Source organism: Halomonas sp. A40-4 (assembly GCF_015767635.1).
Classification (GTDB): domain Bacteria; phylum Pseudomonadota; class Gammaproteobacteria; order Pseudomonadales; family Halomonadaceae; genus Vreelandella; species Vreelandella janggokensis.
In genome coordinates this window covers 1,007,536-1,026,749 of the sequence record NZ_CP065230.1, presented here as the reverse complement: position 1 = coordinate 1,026,749, position 19,214 = coordinate 1,007,536, and the positions used below count along the sequence as shown (strand labels likewise).

Genomic DNA, 19,214 nt, shown 5'->3' with positions numbered 1-19,214 from the left:
TGCTAGACTTTATCAACAGGCTCAAAGGAAAGGAGAGGCCTCCATGCGACTCACTCAATCACAGCGCTCCACTATCGTCTCTGGTGTACGTGAGTTCATTGGGCCGTCCGTCAACGTCCAAGTGTTTGGTTCGCGTCTGGACGACACAAAGCGAGGCGGTGATATCGACCTGCTACTGATCTCCAAGACAGCGATTCCTCTGCTTGCCTCAGCCGAGCTCAAAATCGCGCTGGAGGAGCGGCTACAACTCCCTGTGGATATCGTGACCTACGTCTCGACGGATGAGCCAACGCCCTTCCAGGCGATAGCCTTGGGTCAGTCGACGCCAATTGATGGTGAGGAAGCAGCATGAGCCAAGATTTCTCCACCGAGTTTGACAGTATCTTCTTATGAGCCAGCCCGCACCACTCGATCCATTGAGCCTCCCGCTTCACGGCAGCCGACTGATAGAGGCAAGCGCTGGCACCGGTAAAACCTTCACCATCGCACTGCTTTACGTGCGCCTGGTACTGGGCGGCCAGCATAGCGACGACGACACCGCCTTCGTGCGCCCGCTGACACCGCCGGAAATCCTGGTCGTCACCTTCACCAACGCCGCCACCCAGGAACTGCGAGAACGTATCCGCAACCGGCTGGTAGAAGCAGCTGAAGTATTTCGAGCTGAGGGTGTAGAAGGAGGGGCGCCGGGGGTAAGCCGTAGTGGAGGTCATTCAACAGGGATGTTGAATGTAGCGCCCACGGACGGGTTCACAGCGCCTCCACGTAGGCTTGCCGCCGGGGAAGCCCCGGTTGGACTAGATCCACTACTGCTCCAGCTCCGCGACCAATACGACCCGGCCACCTGGCCCGCCTGCGCCCGCCGCCTGGAACTGGCCGCCGAATGGATGGACGAAGCCGCGGTTTCCACCATCCACAGCTGGTGCTACCGCATGCTGCGCGAACACGCCTTCGACAGCGGCAGCCTGTTCTCCCTCGATCTGGAAAACGACCAGCACGAACTGGAACAGGAAGTCGTCCGCGACTACTGGCGCACCTTCTACTACCCGCTGGATGCGGAGGCACTCGGCCACATTACCCGCTACTGGAAATCCCCCGGCGAACTGCACGCCCAGGTCGCCCGGCTGCTGCCCGAAAGCGAGGCCCTCGGCAGCCAGCGACCCGACCCGGCGGAGACCCTCAGCGCCGCCGAGGCCGAACGCCAGGCAACGCTGAGCACCCTGAAAGCCCCCTGGCCCACCTGGCTGGACGAACTGGTGCCCGCACTGGAAGACGCCGCCAAGCGCAAGGCCTTCAAAGGCCAAAGCTTCAACGCCAAAAGCCGTGCCAACTGGCTGGGCGCGCTGCGCGAATGGAGCGAAAGCGACCTGGAACGCCCCGCGCTGACGCCCGCCGCCTGGAAACGCCTCACCCCGGACGGCATGGCCGAGATCTGGAAAGACGGCGCACCGCCCTGCCCCGCGGCCTGGGAAGCGCTGGCCGAGCTGCCCGAAGCGCTCAATGCCCTGCCCGAACCACGCAACGACCTGCTGATTCACGCCGTGCAATGGTGCAAGGTGCGCCTGGAACGCGAGCAGGAACGCCGCGCCGAAATGGGCCCCAACGACCTGCTCACCCACCTGGACCGCGCCCTGCAAGGCCCCAACCGCGAAGCCCTGGCCGCGCAGATTCTGCGCCAGTTCCCCGTGGCGCTGATCGACGAATTCCAGGACACCGACCCCATCCAGTACCGCATCTTCAACGCGGTATTCGAGGTCGCCAAGTCCCGCCGCGACGCTGCCATCCTGTTGATCGGCGACCCCAAGCAGGCCATCTACGCGTTTCGCGGCGCGGATATCTTCACCTACCTGCAGGCCCGCCAGGACACCGCCGGCCGCCACGTCACGCTGGGCACCAACTTCCGTTCCAGCCGCGCCATGGTCGAGGCCGTCAACCACTGCTTCGCTTACGCCGACCGGCAGCCCGCCGGGGCGTTTTTGTTCCGCGAACAAGGCGGCGATAATCCGCTGCCCTTCCAGCCCGTGACCGCCAAAGGCCGCGACGAACAGCTGGTACACCAGGGCCAACCGCTGCCCGCGATGACGCTGTGGCCCCTTGAAAGCGACGAGCCGCTCTCCAAGACCGCCTACCAGACCGAAATGGCCGAGCGCTGCGCCTCGTACATGACGGAACTGCTCAGCGCCGGGCAACAGGCAGAAAGCGGCTTTCAGAAAGACGACCAGCTCACGCCGCTCAAGCCCTCCGACATGGCGGTGCTGGTCAACGGCCTGCAGGAAGCCCGCGCAATTCGTCTGGCGCTGGCCAGCCGTGGCGTCAAAAGCGTCTACCTTTCCGACCACGACCAGGTATTCAGCTCGCCCATGGCCGCCCAGGTCGAGCGCTGGCTGCGCGCCTGCGCCGAGCCGCTGGCCAGCTCCCGCCAGGCCGAAGCCCACCTGCGCGCGGCCCTGGCCACCCCGGTACTGGGCCTGACGCTCGCCGACCTGGACCACCTGCAACAAAGCGAGCTGGCCTGGGAAGAACGCGTGGAGCAGTTCAGCCACTACCACCGGCTATGGCAGCGCCAGGGCGTGCTGCCGCTGGTTCGCCGAATGATGGTGGATTTCGACATCCCCGCTCGCTTGCTGGCGGAGTTCGAGGACGGTGAGCGCTTGCTAACCGACCTGCTCCACCTGGGCGAACTGCTTCAGCAGGCAAGCCAGGAGCTGGACGGCGAGCACGCGCTGATTCGCTTCCTTTACGACGCCATCGCCGACCCGGACAGCCACGGCGACAGCCACAAGCTGCGCCTGGAAAGCGACGCCGATCTGGTCAAGGTGGTGACCATCCACAAATCCAAGGGCCTCGAGTACCCGCTGGTGTTTCTGCCGTTTATCGCCAACCACCGCCCGGTGAAAGCCGGCGACGTACCGCTGCGCTGGCACGACGGCGAAGGCAACCTGCAACTCAGCCTGGACGCCGACGATGCCACCCTTGCCACCGCCGACCGCGAACGCCTGGGCGAAGACCTGCGCAAGCTCTACGTCGCGCTGACCCGCGCCCGCCACGCCACCTGGCTGGGGCTCGCGCCGCTTAAGGGCATCGAAGACAGCGCCATTGGCCACCTGATCAACGGCGGCAAGCCCCTCGACCCGGCGGCACTCACCGCCAAGCTGGCGGAATTGGTTGAAGGCAGCGACATTCGCGTTGATGCGCCCCCCGAGCCCACGGCGCTGCGTCTTGCGCCGCCCCAGCAGACCACCACCCTGGGGCACGCCCGCACGCCCAAACGCCCCGCCAAGGAACATTGGTGGATTGCCAGCTACTCGGCGCTGCGGCTTTCCGGCACGCTCACCGCCCCGGTCACCACGCCGCTGGAACCCACCACCGCCCAGGAAGCAACGGCGTTCGAGGTGCTGGACGAACCCCAGGATCTCAGCCAGCCGGAGGCGTTTCATCTGCATAAATTCCCGAGAGGCCCCGGCCCCGGCACCTTCCTGCACGGGCTGCTGGAATGGGCGGGCAGGCAAGGCTTTGACGCCGCCGCGAGCGACGCTGAAAGCCTCGACGATATGCTCTGGCGGCGGGTACAGCTGCGCGGCTGGCAGCAGTGGCAGGAGCCGCTTTCCGGCTGGCTGACCGCACTGCTCACCACCCCGCTGCCGCTGGCATCTCAGCAGAGTGTGGCGCTCACCGAGCTTGGCAGCTACCAGGTCGAGCTGGAGTTCTGGCTGGCCGCCAAACAGGTGAATACCCAGGCCATCGACGCGCTGGTTAGCAAGCACTTACTGCCGGGCTACGAGCGACCTGCGCTGGATGCTGACACCCTCAACGGCATGCTCAAGGGCTTTATTGATCTGGCCTTTGAACACCAGGGGCGCTTTTACGTGCTCGACTGGAAATCCAACTACCTGGGGCCGGACGACAGCGCCTACGAACCGGACGCCCTGCGCCAGGCGCTGCTCGCCAAGCGCTACGACCTGCAGGCCGCACTTTATCTGCTGGCGATGCACCGGCTGCTCAAGGCGCGCCTGCCCCACTACGACCCGCACCAGCACCTGGGCGGCTCGATGACGGTGTTTCTGCGCGGCAGCCGCAGCCCCGGGCGCGGCGTGTATACCGAAACCGCCCCCGTAGCATTGATCGAAGCACTGGATGGCCTGTTTACAGGCACCTCGTTTTCAACGACACCGGGGGAGGCCACCGCATGAGCGGCTCACAACACGACCACCACACGCCCGACCTGTTCGGCGACGCCCCCGAAGCCGACCAGCCAAGCGCCCCAGCGCAAGTGAACGCTCACCCCGCGCTAAGCGACACGGTTGAGCTGCTGGCGCTATGCGAGCGCTGGGTCGCCCGAGGCTGGCTGCGGGACCTGGACCGCGCCCTCGTGCGCTTTCTAGCCACCGAAGCGCCGGACGCCCCGCCGCTGCTGTTGCTAGGCGCGGCGCTGGCCAGCCACCAGCTCGGCCGCGGCCACGTGTGCCTGGACCTCAACGCCACGCTCAACGCGCCGGACTTCGCGCTTTCGCTACCCCCGGAAGGCGACGACCTAACCGACCCGCCGCCGCTGCCCAGCGACGTGCTTGCCACGCTAACGCTTACCGAATGGCAAGCCGCGCTTGGTCACCCCACGCTGATCAGCCAAGGCCTCGGCAACACGCCACTAGTACGCAGCGACAGCGAACACACCACCCGCCTCTACCTGCGCCGCTACTGGCAATACGAACAAACCCTGCACCAGGAAATCGCCAACCGCCTCTCCGGCGACGAGGGTGTTTGTAGGAGCCAGACTTGTCGGGCGATGGGTGACGATAGTCACCCTGAATTACTCCCCAACGCCCTAAACGTTCTATTTAGAAAAACCACCACCCTAGACTGGCAAAAAACCGCCTGCGCCCTAGCCGCCCGCAACCGCTTCGCGGTAATCACCGGCGGCCCCGGCACCGGCAAAACCACCACCGTGGTGCGCCTGCTCGCCCTGCTACAAACCCTGCAGCTGGCCCAATCGCCCACGCAACCGCTGCGCATTCGCCTGGCCGCGCCCACCGGCAAAGCCGCCGCCCGGCTGAATGAATCCATCGCCGGGCAGGTAAGCCTGCTGCCCACTGAAGCGTTGGCCGAGTTGTGCGATGACGCCGTCACCGAGCAGCTTCAAGCGTCTATCCCCACCGAGGTGACGACGCTTCACCGACTATTAGGCGCACGCCCCGACACCCGCCACTTCCGCCACAACGCCGCCAACCCGCTGGCATTGGACGTGCTGGTGATCGACGAAGCCTCGATGGTGGATATCGAAATGATGACCGCCGTGCTCAGCGCCCTGCCCGCCCAGGCGCAGCTGGTGCTGCTGGGCGATAAAGACCAGTTGGCATCAGTAGAAGCCGGTGCCGTGCTCGGCGACCTGTGCCGCCGCGCCGAGGCCGCCCACTACACCCCGGAAACCGCCCAATGGCTGGAAAACGCCACCGGCCAGCCGCTGCCCGAGCACTACCTGGATCCCAACGGCCAGCCGCTCGACCAGGCGATTACCATGCTGCGGGTCAGCCACCGCTTCAACGCCGAAAGCGGCATCGGTCAACTGGCCCAGGCGATCAACCAGCCCAGCCACGCCCAGAGCGAACGCGAAAAGCACCAGGCGGTGCATGGCGTACTGCGCCACGGCTACCAGGACCTGCACCACTTGGTGCTGGGCAGTAACGCCGAGAGCCGTGAAGAAGACACCGCGCTGGATAAGCTGGTGATTCACGGCAGTCCCGATGCATTCCCGAACGCGGGCGAAGGCCGCACCGACCACGAGGGCACGCCCATCGCCCCGCCCACGGGCTACCGCCACTATCTGAACATGCTAAAAGCGCAGCGCCCGCAGGGGCTGGCGTTTGAGGAAGATAAAGAGGCGTATAACGACTGGGCCAGCGCGGTACTCAGCGCCTACAGCCACTTTCAGCTGCTATGCGCTCTACGCAAAGGCCCCTGGGGGGTAGAAGGCCTGAACCTGCGCATCGCCAAAACGCTACGCAGCGAAAAGCTGCTGTACGGCAGCGACCACATGCTGGAAAAAGGCTGGTTTGAGGGCCGCCCGGTGCTGGTGACGCAAAACGACTACGGCCTGAAACTGATGAACGGCGATATCGGCATTACCCTGGCGGTGCCGGACCCGCGCACGCCGGGTAAATCATTACTACGCGTCGCCTTCCCCACCAACGACCCGGAAAAACCCATCAACTGGGTGCTGCCTTCCCGCCTGCACGCGGTAGAAACCGTATTCGCGATGACGGTACACAAATCCCAGGGCTCGGAGTTCCTGCACACCGCGTTACTGCTACCGCCAACGCCCAACCCCATCCTCACCCGCGAGCTGGTCTACACCGGCATCACCCGCGCTCGTGAATGGCTCACGGTCATCGAAGCCAAGCGCGGGATATTGAATGATGCGGTGACGCGGGAGGTTATGAGGGTAAGTGGGGTTGGGGGTTAGCAAAGGAGATTGCGAGATGTGGCTGTATTCACCTATAAATCGACCGCTGAGAAGCAAAGTTCCTCCTTTCCTCTTATGGCTTAGAACGAAGCTTTAACGCTCGGGTGTAGCACCGGGAGTAAACAACTATAAAAACTGAGAGGTAGCAGGTCGCCAAGTCTCTCTCCTTGAAAGGGCCAAAGACCTACAGTCTGCAAACAATTGCTCCAGCCGCCCCCTTTGCACTAGCAAACTGGCTACCAAGACGTTCAATAGTGGTCTGCTTCCTACTTTTTACTCTCATACCAAGGAAATAACGGTACCTATAGAGAGTTCTGCAGCTGGAATGAGCCCCAAGAGGGGGCACTGCCACAGTATAGGCAATATCGATGGTTTTATCGGAGCTTCTCTCATTCAAGCACGAGTAGTAAATACGACATATGAATTAGTAAAAAACACACCATAGACTTTTAATATTAACGATGCATGCGGCACTTTCCTTCCTAAAAAGCAGAAAACAAAACCTTAATTTATCACTTTAAAAATTCCATTGTTTTTTTGGTTAGCTATTATATAGCTCTCTGGCTTAATCATCATATTTCGGCGGGAGGAATGGATACCATGGAAACAATGGATTTAATAAATACTGATCATGCCATACATGACAAACACTCCGTCACTGAAATCTACCAGAAAGGCTCTTGGCAGAGGAAGGCCTTTAATGATTTCGAAGAGACAATGACTAACAAAGAGTCGCCTTTTCCGTGCGTATTTGGCGTACATGGTCTCAAGCAGGGACATTTGAGGTTTTTATTTCATAGTCATATTGACATAGCATTACTAAGCCAACAACTACGGGAATATGTAAAAAACTCCCGCAACTTTGGAAACAACACCTCTTTGGTCCTTTTCACGAATATCGACCAGCGACTCGAAATAGATGAATACCACAGTATTTTTTGGGACACCCTTAAAGGTCTAACCGAAAACGACTCTCAACCATGGCCTGCTGAAATACCGAAAGCAACCGACGACCCGAAATGGGAATTTTGCTTTGCAGGAGAACCGATATTCGTTGTTTGTAATACGCCATCACATGTTATGCGGTATAGCAGGCATTCAACACACTTCATGTTAACTTTTCAGCCACGTTGGGTTTTCGACAATATTCTTGGCTCACCAGAACAAGCCAAAAAAGCTTTCTTAAAAGTTCGCAATATACTTAAAAAGTATGATGCAACACCTTTATCGCCTGACTTAGGCATGTATGGTGACCCAGGTATTTTAGAATCACGGCAATACTTCTTAGACGATATAAACAAGACAAAAGAATGTCCTTTTAAGCATCTGGGAGACTAGCAATGAAAAAATTCATTAGTGGATCAATTGAGAATATCAGTCTTTCGAAGTTAATTTCTCTTCTTCCTGAGCAAGGGTGCGTTGAGCTTCAGAGGGACGGTCCAAAACACACTCATAATTGGCACAAACATGACACAGATGAAACTCTAATTATTATTCAAGGAAACATCACCTTTGGTATCGAATCTAAAGAAGTAACCTGCGGTCCTGGAGAGTATGTGGTTCTTCCTGCTGGAACGTTGCATAAGTCAACGGCTTCAAATGAAGGGTGCGTCTACACGATCTGCTTTCGGGATGTTTTTAACTGGCTTAGCTAAATTCTGGACGGAGAAACTCATATGGCTGAATTACAGAAAACTCTCTCCGCATGGCGGGGAGCAGCACTCTTTATAAATATCGTTCTTGGCGCAGGATTATTGGTGCTTCCAGGACTGACGGTGCAGAAGATCGGTGACCTTTCGATGATCTCCTGGATTCTCTGTGCTGTCCTGGCTTCTCCTTTGTTCATCATATTCATCATTCTGGGGTGCCGGTACCCTGGACCGGGAGGGATAGCATCATACGTACAGCAAGCCTACGGTAGGCTTGCTTACATAATTGCTTCATTGATGTTCCTTGGAGCGGTACTACTCGGGTTGCCAGCGATTGCATTGACTGGAGGATACTATGCAAGCAATACCTTTGGTGGTCAGCCACACATGCACGCGCTACTGATCCTTGGTTCAGTACTTTTACTTAATCTACAGTCTGTTGAGGCGGCAGGTAAGCTGAACCAATGGCTTTCCTGGGTTCTTGTAGCATTTCTTACTGGACTGGCTCTTTTATCGTTATTCCTCGTTTCAAACGAACCCACCACACACTCCTTTGCAATGCCCAGCTCATTCAGTGAAATGAAAATGATTTGGGTCGCTGTTCCTATGATCTTTTTTGCATTCACCGGTTGGGAGGTGGGGGCAAGTATTACTGGTGAGTTTAAGAACCCTAAGAAAGACCTTCCATTAGCAATGTGGCTTTCGTTCGTCATTGCTGTAGCACTCTATCTGGTAATGGCTTACGTTGTTCAACGCGCAGACCTCGGTAACGCCTATGAATCACCTTTTGCAACTATCATAAATAACCATTTGGGCGCATACGGAAAAAATGTGGTTGGAGTTGTCGCTATAACCTTAATATTTGCGAATCTCAGTGCGGCCGGATGGGGAGTTTCGAGAATGGTTTACTCACTAGCTCAAGAAGGCATTGCGCCACCCTTTCTACTGAGGCTGACAAAGGGTCAACCCTATCATTCGCTTGTTAGTATTATTTTTATCTTTAGCCTTGTTGTTATTTTAGATTGGCTAGGGTTCATGGGAGTCGACAATCTCTTGTCGTTAGCAGGACAAAACTTCATAATTCTCTATGGGCTTTCTGCCTTAGTCCTGGTCAAGCTGGCGGAAAGGCTCCTCGAAAAAATGATTGCTTTTCTTGGGATATTCGTTTGCATGGCCATTGTAACCCTGCAAGGCTTCAGCATCATTTACCCAATTATTATCTTGGCTCTTTCTGTATCGACATTTTTCCTAAAAGCTAGGCAAAAAAAAGCCAGGGTGTATTAATGACGTTAGGAGTGGAGTCACACCCACTCCTTGATTACAGGTAAAATTGTCACAGTCTTGACCTTGGCATGTTCCATAAGATAGTACTTTAGCTCCATCATTTCTTCGAGTGTTTTGTACTCTATCTCCAGAACCAGGTCCATTTCTCCATATACCGATAATCTTCGTTTAATAATACCGAAGATCGACAGATCATCTAACAAGTTTTCACATTGCGCACCATCTACGTGGGTAATAATAACAAAGCCACCGAGCTTTTCTGATTTCACGTTATCACTGGCCAATACAACATTATAGCCTTGGATAATTCCATCCGCTTCTAAGCGCTCAATCCGTTTTTCTACTGCAGTCCTTGACCGATTGACACGACGCGCAATATCAGAAAATCTCTCTCTGGCGTTGATTTTGAGAATTTCGATAATCTGGCGATCCACATCATCTTTAATTTCCATGCTAATACCCGCCTATCATGCTTGTGAACCTTTAAACCCGTGCCTACATTTAATATATTAGATTGCTGTATATTTGAGAAGACGTCTCATAAGCGTCACGCAATAAAGTCAGGGATTTATTAGGTCGCCCATATCTTAGCGAAGCAGCAACCCGAAAAAGCCCATCTGTTGAATACTGCCTCCTTGCATGCATGCAGTGGAAACCATCTTTACGGTGTCGGTACACAAATCACAGAGCTCGGACTCCCTGCACATCGCCCTGCTGCTTCCGCCCACACCCAACCTATCCTCACACGCAAGCGCTCTACCGACATTCCCCGCGCCCGCGAATGGCTCACGCTGATCGAAGCCAAACGCGGCATATTGAATGATGCAGTGACGAGGGAGGTTTTGAGAGTGAGTGGGTTCGCGGAGTAAAACCAGCTAGAGAACATTCGCTGGCTGTATGCAGAGCTCTCTCAACGATTACGCTGTCACACTGCACGCATAACCAAGCATTCAAGCGTTAGGAATCGTTTCCGGGCGAATATACCGAAACAGGTGCGCTACATAATCGGCTTTTCCAAGTTCGACCTTCTCGCTGCGCAATATGGAATAGGCGGTCATGAGGTGAAAATAAAACTGAGCCAGTGTCCAATCCCGCGCATATTGTTCAGCGGTTAAATCCAGAACCATGCCGTTGGGAAGTTCATGCACCAGGGGCTTATCCGCGTCTACATCCAACGCATCGCGGGAAAGGCCGTCGAGCAAAGCAATGGTTTCATCAATACGCGTTTGCGCATCCGCGAGAGAGCCGGGTTGCTCTCCAGCGTTTCGCCCTTCATCGAGCAGTGTCGTGATAGTAGGTGGCAGCGCCTCGTCTTGAAGACGGTAGACCGCCTCTTGAGCTTGTACACAAGCAAACCGAACCTGAGTCGACAGCGGATACATATCCGGTGCGAGACGTGCGGATAGCAGCGCCTGTGCGTCAGCTTCAGGCATCTGTGCCTGCGCCTTTTTCAGCCAGCTCGAAAGCGCACCAAGCATTTGTGTATAGGTGGGAACCAGCAGTTGCGTTAATGACATTAGCGTTCTTCCTATTGAATCGATAGTGACAGAATGGTCACTACCGCACGCCCATTTTATAACCCCCCTGATCGCAAATGATAACCGTCAAACCGTAAACCCTGCTAGCTGCAAGCAATAGAACCCGTGTTCGCGATGACGGTACGCAGCCCCCAAGGCTCGGAGTCCCTGCATACCGCCCTACTGCTACCGCCAACTCCCAACCCCATCCTCATCCTCATCCGCGAGCTGGCCTACACCAGCATCACCCGTGCCCGCGACTGGCTCACGTTGATTGAGGCCAAACGCGGGATATTGAATGATGCGGTGACAGGGAGGTTATGCGAGTAAGTGGGATGGGAAGGTTGTAATCAAAGCCGACATTACCAGTGCTGGTGGTGACGGTTTTCGGCCAAAAGCAGTCTTTTAGAAAGCTGCTGTAATCGCTCATCATTAGATGAAAACCTTATCCGAACACTTAAATTGACCGCTTAGACAATCCCCTCAAGGCACAAATACAAGACCAAGTGGTGTCTAGAACACCCAGGACAATTTCGTTACAGGTGACCAAGGCCAAGGTGCAGTTGTCTTATAGTTAGCAACTCTTGGCTGCTGGTAGCCGTGCTAATCAGGTCGGCCACATTACAAGCTATCGCTAGCAAGTTCTTGCTCTGAACGAAGAGCAAAAACTGTGGGGCTCTGCTGGTACTCAACGTCCCCATTGATCGCGTTAACAGTGATCTGTCTGATGTAGGCTGTTCCGGGGAGTGCATTAATGGCCAAACGCCCAGCAAGCTCCCTTGAACGCGTCGGCCACGTGTTTACATGCAAAGTCATGGGCAAATGAGGGATGGGGGTCGGATCCCATAGGACACGGCGATGCACTAGCACACCATCGACGAACCAGCAAATCTCATCTGCACCCCACTCAATCGCGAAGGTATGAAGTCCCTTGGAGGCGTCGAACCCCAAGGCGATGCCTACGGGCGAGCCCCGATAGCCGTAGTCGTACTTAGCCCCTTCTGACCCTGGGTTGTAGAAGACGTTGACTAGGAGGCGATCCGGTCGGTCGCCAGTAATTTCGATGTCGATCTCCTGTCGTGGTGAATCGCGGTGGAGGAAGAAGCCGGTCACAAGGCCTGGCACATTCGTGGCTTGAAATGTCGCTTCAAAGCGCCCGAAGTGAAAGCGGCCTCTACTTGATATAGCTGCAGCGCTCATATCCCGCACGCCCAGCGATTCTTCCCGCACGGAAAGGTTAGTGCCCCCCTCCTGCGCCATGGTTACATTCCCGGGCCGGAAGAGCCCGAGGTTTCCAGGGAAGGTGTCGTCTCGGAGCATCCAACGCGACGGACTCACTACATTTAGATCATCGTGAAATCTCACCCAAAGCCCTTTACCGATAGCTGGCACATTCGACGGATTGACATCAATTCCAGTCCACTTGTAACGCGGCGGTACGATCCAAGGCGATCCATCGTGTCGCAGCTGTCTCGCGGTTCGGGACGTTGATCTATCGGCTCCGTGCCGCCGAATCTTCCGGAGACCTATATCAGGCACGATAGGATATGAAGCATTTGGTGGCGCAAGATGAAGGTGCTCACAGAGCAAACGCCAGCTTGGACTGTCATCCCCGGAAAGACTTAGCACTTCGTCTCCAAGGGTATGGAGAAAGTCGAAAGCTGAACCCAAGTCATCTAGGGCTCCAACTAAAACTATAAACTTGGCACTAGGATATTTCTGCCGCAGCCTAGGGATATGAGAAGTGAGTGAAGCAATATTTACATAAGCGTCGAACCGACGGCTAGCTTTGCCATGAAACAAGGCGGAAAGCTCGCTTTCGGGCAGGTCATCAAGATCACTGCAGCAACGATAGCCCAGCATGGAAAGTGCCATTGCAAGCGATGAGAGGCCGGAGTCAGTAGCACCGAATGCGAATAAGGGAAATACACTAGGCCGCTGGTTAAAAGTTCCAGGCGTTTCGTCGTTAAGTACGCCAATTTGGCTCAGTGCAGGCAGAATCGAGTACAAATTTGTCGACTGATAATCGACTCTCTGGCTGATAACCGACCGCCGGACGGCTCGCACCTCAAGATCCCGAAATTTGTGGTTGATCCAGAGATCAACGGGGCCACGGCACGGGAGTAACTTGAGTAGACGCTGCGCGCCCCGCCTAGAGAGCACGTATCCAGATAAATACCAAAGACCACGTTCCGGACGATACACGCTTGGTGAAACCAGCACCTTTGGGGCTCCGTACCTGACTTCCTTATATGAAACGTAGAGAACGTCAAATGCCGCTTCAGTGTCGTCAGTAGCTTCCAAAAGTTCACCCCACGCTTTATCGACGAGGCTCCCGAAGCGGTGATCAAATAACACGTCGTCCTCTAGTACGAGCGCATACGACGAGTTCGATGTCGCAATTTTTTTCCAGACGTCTACATGCGAGCGGGCAACAGCAGCCTCTGCATCGCTAATATCAATTGGACGATTCAGGTCGAATCCAGCTGGGAGTGTCTGAGGCTGCGGCTCGACAAACAGTTGATCAGATAAGGTGTAGCAAGAAACTAACTCAGGGATGTCGCTCACTACGAAGCCGTCCGCCTGTGCGTCACATGCCGGGTGCCGGATCAACCGTCGTGTAAGGGGGTCGCCAGCCGCGTCTATAATGCGGGCAAGCTCGCAATGAACAGCTGCTAAGCGATCAGGCTGTCGGTCCAGATTGATGACGTAGATGTCATTGATCTGTGAGCTTCCCATCTCACTATTCGGGCCAAAAGCAAGACACCGCTGCCGTGGCAGCAAAGCTCGGCATTTTATCATTAGTGAATGCGCCAGACGCTGCGCGCCACGCAGAGGTCGTGAGAGATTCATTTCACACGACCTTCTGATACGTCAAACGACTTTTGATTTGAATGACGCCAGTTCCGCGCATCATTGCGGTAGCTGAGTGGCCACTTTGAAATCGCAGTCGCTTCCCAGTCTTTGAGGATCAATAAATCACCTTCAATATCCGAGGCCGTCCCCATCTCAAAGATAGTCCTTGACAAGTTTCCTGGACCGGTTGCCGACTGAATTTCAAGAAGCTCACCCCTATGGGCATCATTTAATTGTCGCGTTGATCGCATCAAAGATCGTTCTACGATGGGGTCTCCTTTTCTGCCGACAAGCGGATTATTATTGACATAGAAAATCCAGTTTTTTGGCTCAGACGATTGCTTTAAAAAATCTGCAGGCTCAATCATTGAGTCCGAATCGATGTCATAGCAAAGCGGTTGGACTTTTAGCTGCGAACCGTGAAATAAAAAACTAATGTCTGTAGCAATGCAGACATCATCAGCGTCGACGTAAAGCCCACCCTCTACGGATATGTAACACAATCGAAAATAGTCGGCTTGCATGGCAGGGTGGTAGCAGCGACCAAACGCCAGTACGTGCTCATGACTGAGCGTACGACTGATAAAATCTTCGGCACTCTGCCTATCGAACAGCCTATGTACAAATCCGCGGCTTTCCCACTGCGACCAAGACGTGATGCATTCCGCGACATCATCCGGTAGCTCGGCAAGGTCATGCCAAAACTGCACGATCGTTCTTGGGATGACCGGGACGCTAACCTTCGTGGGTTGCTCAGGTTGTGTTTTTTGAACCAGGTTTCGGATGAACTCTGACCGCTGCTTGTGGTGATCGGAAGTGTTAGACTCGGATGACATTTCGATAACCTCGGCTAGCTTGAATTATATCACGTCCATTTCCTGAGATCATTAAGGCCCTCCAGATTAAACTGCTCTCTCGATAGCATACACACAACAACTTTTCGTAAAAAAATCTGGCATTACATCAATTACTTTTTTGCAATGCTAAGTTTAGGAGCGCAGAATTAAGCCTTGTCTCCTTAAAACTCAAAAATTTCATCTTCTCGCGCAAATCTTTTTTTAATAAGATTTTCCCGTACCTTAGCAATATCGGAAGTATAAATCACATGGGCGAGGCTGCTCTTCGCTCGTGTGGATGTGACATAAAACAACCTCCGAGTGCGATCCAAGCCAGTTTCTTCGCCTTCATTCCGTTTCTTCTGACTTGCTGGTGAAAGTTCCTTCGCGCCAAAATACTGCTCGTAGGAAAACAAGAACCCGCCTGCTTCATCATCATCCATGACAACCATAACACGCTCGAATTCGTTGCCCTTCACACCTTGATGAGTCCGAAAAATGGAGTTCTCATCAATGTAGTCCTTATAGTACCGAATCTGAAAAAAATCAGTCTCCAAAGCTTCAGCCCAAGCAGCAATCTCGCTGTCATCCCAGCCTTCAGGTTCTTCTTCGATTTCCAGTAAAGCTTCCTTTTGTTCTGTCTCTGATTCAATCTCACTTTCTTCGGAATGTGCCACAAACGACTGCAATTTGGATGGAATTCTCAGGAGCTTGTGCTCAGCAAGCACTTCTAGAACTTCGCGAAAACTGACTTTATCATTTGAAATCACATCTCTAAAATCATGTTCCGCAGCTCGGGCAAGCGCGAGCGGATCGTCCTTGTTAACGTCAAACACACTAGTTTCCAACAGAGGCGATTTGCTTTCTCTCAAGATATACATCAATTCGGCTGGTCTTTTTTTCAGGCTTGCATCAGCCAAAGGAAAAACAAGATAAGAGAAAAAATTTAATTCGGCATTTTCACCTTCGGAAATTCGGTCTTTAATACTGCTTGACTTTGAGAGGTTGTCCCAAAGATCATCAAAGCCAAGCCGACGCCCAGCCATTTTATGTTCCAAAATTAAAATAGCGGTTTCTTTAGATCGAGTATCTGTCCATTCCGTGTCACCCGTAACTTCGGCCATAGTTTCACGAATTTTCGCTTCAACTTCGTCTTTATTTGGCACGCCGTGTGGAAGTAAGAAATATCGTACGTAACCTTCTGCAGCTCCATCGCGGGCATACTGTTTGCGTTTATCATCTTCATAACGAATTTGATTACCCAAACCAACGATGCGCCTAGCTGAGCGATGGTTCATTTTCTTGTCGAAAGTGGTCCACCCGATTGGCTTAGTCTTACCTAGTTCAGGTTCTCCTCCGCCAAAGATGCGTTGCATCGTATCTCCAAACAAGCCTATAACTACTTTATCCGATTTTGCATCTTGCAGTTCAAAAAATGCGCTCACTACATCTTTGTTCGTATCCTGGCTTTCATCGATGAATATGAAAGGGAATTTATTTACTATGACTTCGGCCATCATCGGCTTAGTGGTCAAAAAGTGGGAGAAAATTTTCAAAACATCCGCGTGAGACAATGCATTCTGAGACGATTTGAGGCCGTTTGGGTCGTAAATAAACGAACGTGATTCGGCTAACCATTCCATTTTTTCAGTGAGACGGATGATAGTTCTTTTGCGAGCATCCGAAGCCTTTCCAGCACGTCCACGTCTTTCCTCATCTTGAACCTTCTCGAGCTCAGAGGGGATCGTCTCCAAGTACCACTTACGAATGTCTTCATTGAAGCCAGCAATAGCCGACCAACAAAAGCTATGAACCGTTGAGACGGCAAAGACTACATTTTGCTCGATCCGGTCTTTGATTTCTTCTGCTGCATTGTTTGTAAAGGTAACAACCGCGATTTTCTTTCCCTGGCGGGAAAAGTCATCAGAGTATTGAGCTTTCAGAAAATCAAGAGCTTCTTTTAGAGAGTAGGTTTTTCCCGACCCAGCCCCTGCAAAGGTGATAAAGCTTTTCCTCGACCCTATATGGAGACACTCTTGGATACCTTTATCAATGCTATTGTCATGATTAACAGGTCTGGTTTCTGCTAAGTATAATTCTTTTGACATAACTACCTTCTAAGATTTAGGTGAAAGCTGAACTTCTAGCCACTTTAGGCCTTCATTCATGTACCCAGGTGGATTAAAGCTTTTACCTTCCTCACTCGCGAGGTGAAAAAGGCAGTCGAAGGCAAAATCACCCTTCTTTAAACCTTGCACATAGTCATAGAGTGACTTTGACAACGGTTGACTTTCATTTTCGAAGGCTGCTTTTGCTGCTTGAAGTGTTTTTTTCTTCTGGAAATATTCATCCTCAAAATTCGCCAAAATCAATGAATCTTCAAAAGTTCTGGATAAAACCTCCTTTCCAGATATATATGTTGGCTTTTGGTACGCAATATAAAGCGGTGCACCTTGGCTTGTTGTAGCATTCTCTTCTTGAGGTAAAGCCACTAATTCATCCAGGGCCTCTTTCTTTGGATGCCATATCTTCAAGGTATTATTGCTGGTCTTCTGATCTACCCTTTTTTCTGGGAAACAGGACTTCCCATTGGAATTAACAGAATCTAGATCGGTTAGAACTAAAGTTGCAACACCAAGTTTCTCTATCAACTCACGATACTTGTGAGTATGCGCACCGCTAACCTCAAGCACAGAAATATATCGACTCAATAAACTTGGAAAGCTCTTGGAAATAAACTCTGGCACGAGTAGACGTTCAGCTTGGCCTTCAACAAAAATAACGCCATCGGCAAAGAAGATGTCACAATGAGTAAGCTTCAAATGTTTTTTTACGAACAAAAGTTCGTCTTTTCCCTTCACAAAAAGCTCTGACATGTTTGCAACTGATGTATAATCCATTGCAATAGAGGCGTCAGCATCGTTTCGCCTGAAGTAGCGTAGATCTTTGAAATCTATATCATTAATAATATGAGTGGAGTGAGTGCTAATCACAAGCTGTGTCTGATATTCAGGCTTATCTTCGTCAGTCTTATTGTCTCGTAAATCAGGATGGTTTCGCAGTGTACTATAAGCTTTCGATACGAATACTCTTTGCACTTGTGCATGTAGGTTAACTTCTGGCTCTTCAAGAAGAACCAAGTGAATTGGCTCAACCTGTGCGTCGATATTCTCTCCCGAAGAAATCGATTTACCAACGCGCATCCATTTATCTCGGAATTCTAGAAGCCTAAAGGTTAAATATATTAGATTTTGATATCCAAGCCCTAAGTAACTTTCAGGAAGAAATTCCTCTTCCATTTTATCAAACCGATACCTGACCGAAGACGATTTTTGCAAAGCATCTACACCGCTAATTTTTGCGGCAATTTCAACTGTCGGATTGCCACCGATTCCGGGGTATCCCATATCCTTAAGTTCGTTAAAGGGAGCTTCGAACTGTTTATTTAACCTGTCGGTGAAGCCCTGTTCCAGTTTTTGTTGGCTCCCTAAAACCTCGATATCTTCTGCCCCAGGAAAATCTTCTGGACTCAAAATGCGCTCATAATACTCACGAAGCAACTTATTGAGTCGTTGCTTTTCTGAATATGGTCCTTTTTGATCTGTATTATCTTCTGCACCTAACCCACGTTGTTCAGAAATAACGTCTACTCGAATTAATTTTTTTAAAGCTTCAGACCTGAGGGGCTGTAAAACTTCGTTCTCAGCAGGTTCTACCCCTTTACTTATAATATAGTACTTTTTCTTAATAAACTTATTGAAGTTACGACCTTTTTCCAAGAAATCACATAAATCTTTAGGCCACAAATTTACTTCACCTTTGTGTTCGGCCACTATAACTTTTGCATCAACGTACTCGCGACATAGTTTTGCAATATCAACCGCTTCAAAACTTATACGAACAGATAGAGATCCTCCTCTCCATTCCAAGTCTGGAAGTATATCACGGACTTTATATGCCTCACTTGCTTCAGCAGTGATTTCGATGTCTAAACTCGGCAATAAATTGACTAACTCGTTCGATATTTTTTCCAGCATTTCACTAGTGGGGAATTCTTTCTCAACTTCTTTGCCTAGCTTTTGGATTTCTCTCCAATTCTGCTTAGATATATCACGAACCTTAAGGTTGTCTGGGCTTTTCAGGAAATTATGAAGCGCTCCAATGCATGATGTTTTCCCACTATTGTTAGCGCCAACAAGAACAGTTGTTTTATCATCAAGCACCAGAGTTACGTCGGCTAACCGCCGGTAGTTTTTTAAAGCGAAAGAGGTGATTTTCATATAATAAAGCCTTAAAAAAACGTATTTGGATTTTTCGAAAACGTAATTCCATTATTCTGAACAGATCGTCTCGCAGCGTGAAATACAATGCATTCCCTTAAACGAGCAATAAGCGGTGGTTGCGGAAAGGGTAAAAAATCCATCCGCACATCTTCACGTGGAATGTAATGCCGTGGCGGGTAGCCGGTTTCTCGGAGTTCGAGGGCTTGGGCGGAGTCGGCAAGCAGCTTGCCGTCCACATGCAACTGCACGCGCTGGCTAACGGGGTGGAGCTCGATGCGAAGTGCCTGTGGCATTAGGTTGTTCCCTGCGGCTTTATTAGCTCTAGTAAAATTAGC

13 protein-coding genes and 1 pseudogene are annotated in these 19,214 nt (G+C 52.3%); 7 read left to right on the top strand and 7 right to left on the bottom strand.

Annotated elements, in window-relative coordinates; all coding sequences use genetic code 11:
- Positions 1–43: 43 nt before the first annotated feature.
- From IT895_RS04885 to IT895_RS04860, 6 genes are all read left to right on the top strand, one after another.
- Entirely contained in the window at positions 44–352 is a 309-nt protein-coding gene (locus IT895_RS04885; RefSeq protein ID WP_199284882.1) for a nucleotidyltransferase domain-containing protein, read from the top strand.
- A gap of 37 nt (positions 353–389) precedes the next feature.
- Entirely contained in the window at positions 390–4,187 is a 3,798-nt protein-coding gene (recB, locus tag IT895_RS04880; RefSeq protein ID WP_199284881.1) for an exodeoxyribonuclease V subunit beta, read from the top strand.
- Positions 4,184–6,454, top strand: a complete 2,271-nt coding sequence (recD, locus tag IT895_RS04875) for an exodeoxyribonuclease V subunit alpha (protein WP_199284880.1) — start codon at positions 4,184–4,186, stop codon at positions 6,452–6,454. Before recB ends, recD begins: the two co-directional genes overlap by 4 nt.
- Before the next feature lie 600 nt (positions 6,455–7,054).
- The gene (locus tag IT895_RS04870; RefSeq protein WP_199284879.1) at positions 7,055–7,792 is read left to right on the top strand and encodes a YqcI/YcgG family protein; all 738 of its coding nucleotides are present in this window, start codon (positions 7,055–7,057) and stop codon (positions 7,790–7,792) included.
- A 2-nt stretch (positions 7,793–7,794) separates the two neighbouring features.
- A complete protein-coding gene (locus tag IT895_RS04865; protein ID WP_199284878.1) occupies positions 7,795–8,109 on the top strand; it encodes a cupin domain-containing protein in 315 nt (104 codons plus the stop codon).
- 21 nt (positions 8,110–8,130) lie between these two features.
- Entirely contained in the window at positions 8,131–9,387 is a 1,257-nt protein-coding gene (locus IT895_RS04860; protein WP_199284877.1) for an APC family permease, read from the top strand.
- A 17-nt stretch (positions 9,388–9,404) separates the two neighbouring features.
- On the opposite strand, the gene IT895_RS04855 is transcribed toward IT895_RS04860, so the two are convergent.
- Together IT895_RS04855 and IT895_RS04850 are read right to left on the bottom strand one after the other, a co-directional pair.
- A complete protein-coding gene (locus IT895_RS04855) occupies positions 9,405–9,839 on the bottom strand; it encodes an Lrp/AsnC family transcriptional regulator (protein WP_066321656.1) in 435 nt (144 codons plus the stop codon).
- A 498-nt stretch (positions 9,840–10,337) separates the two neighbouring features.
- Positions 10,338–10,904, bottom strand: coding sequence for a DUF1993 domain-containing protein (locus tag IT895_RS04850; RefSeq protein ID WP_199284876.1), 567 nt, complete (start codon positions 10,902–10,904; stop codon positions 10,338–10,340).
- 108 nt (positions 10,905–11,012) lie between these two features.
- On the opposite strand from IT895_RS04850, the pseudogene IT895_RS04845 reads away from it, so the two are divergent.
- Positions 11,013–11,254 (top strand): annotated as a pseudogene (locus IT895_RS04845) (exodeoxyribonuclease V subunit alpha); the annotation flags it as partial.
- Between the two features lie 271 nt (positions 11,255–11,525).
- Here the strand turns inward: IT895_RS04845 and IT895_RS04840 are convergent.
- The 5 genes from IT895_RS04840 to IT895_RS04820 all read right to left on the bottom strand — a co-directional run bounded on the left by IT895_RS04840 (position 11,526) and on the right by IT895_RS04820 (position 19,172).
- The gene (locus IT895_RS04840; protein ID WP_233337412.1) at positions 11,526–13,643 is read right to left on the bottom strand and encodes a family 16 glycosylhydrolase; all 2,118 of its coding nucleotides are present in this window, start codon (positions 13,641–13,643) and stop codon (positions 11,526–11,528) included.
- A gap of 110 nt (positions 13,644–13,753) precedes the next feature.
- Positions 13,754–14,596, bottom strand: a complete 843-nt coding sequence (locus IT895_RS04835) for a glycosyltransferase family 32 protein (RefSeq protein WP_199284874.1) — start codon at positions 14,594–14,596, stop codon at positions 13,754–13,756.
- Positions 14,597–14,778: 182 nt separating this feature from the next.
- Entirely contained in the window at positions 14,779–16,704 is a 1,926-nt protein-coding gene (locus IT895_RS04830; protein WP_199284873.1) for a UvrD-helicase domain-containing protein, read from the bottom strand.
- 9 nt (positions 16,705–16,713) lie between these two features.
- Positions 16,714–18,876 (bottom strand): ATP-dependent nuclease, encoded by a 2,163-nt coding sequence (locus tag IT895_RS04825; RefSeq protein WP_199284872.1) that lies wholly within the window; start codon positions 18,874–18,876, stop codon positions 16,714–16,716.
- Between the two features lie 11 nt (positions 18,877–18,887).
- Positions 18,888–19,172, bottom strand: coding sequence for a DUF427 domain-containing protein (locus tag IT895_RS04820; RefSeq protein ID WP_233337372.1), 285 nt, complete (start codon positions 19,170–19,172; stop codon positions 18,888–18,890).
- Between the last annotated feature and the right edge of the window lie 42 nt (positions 19,173–19,214).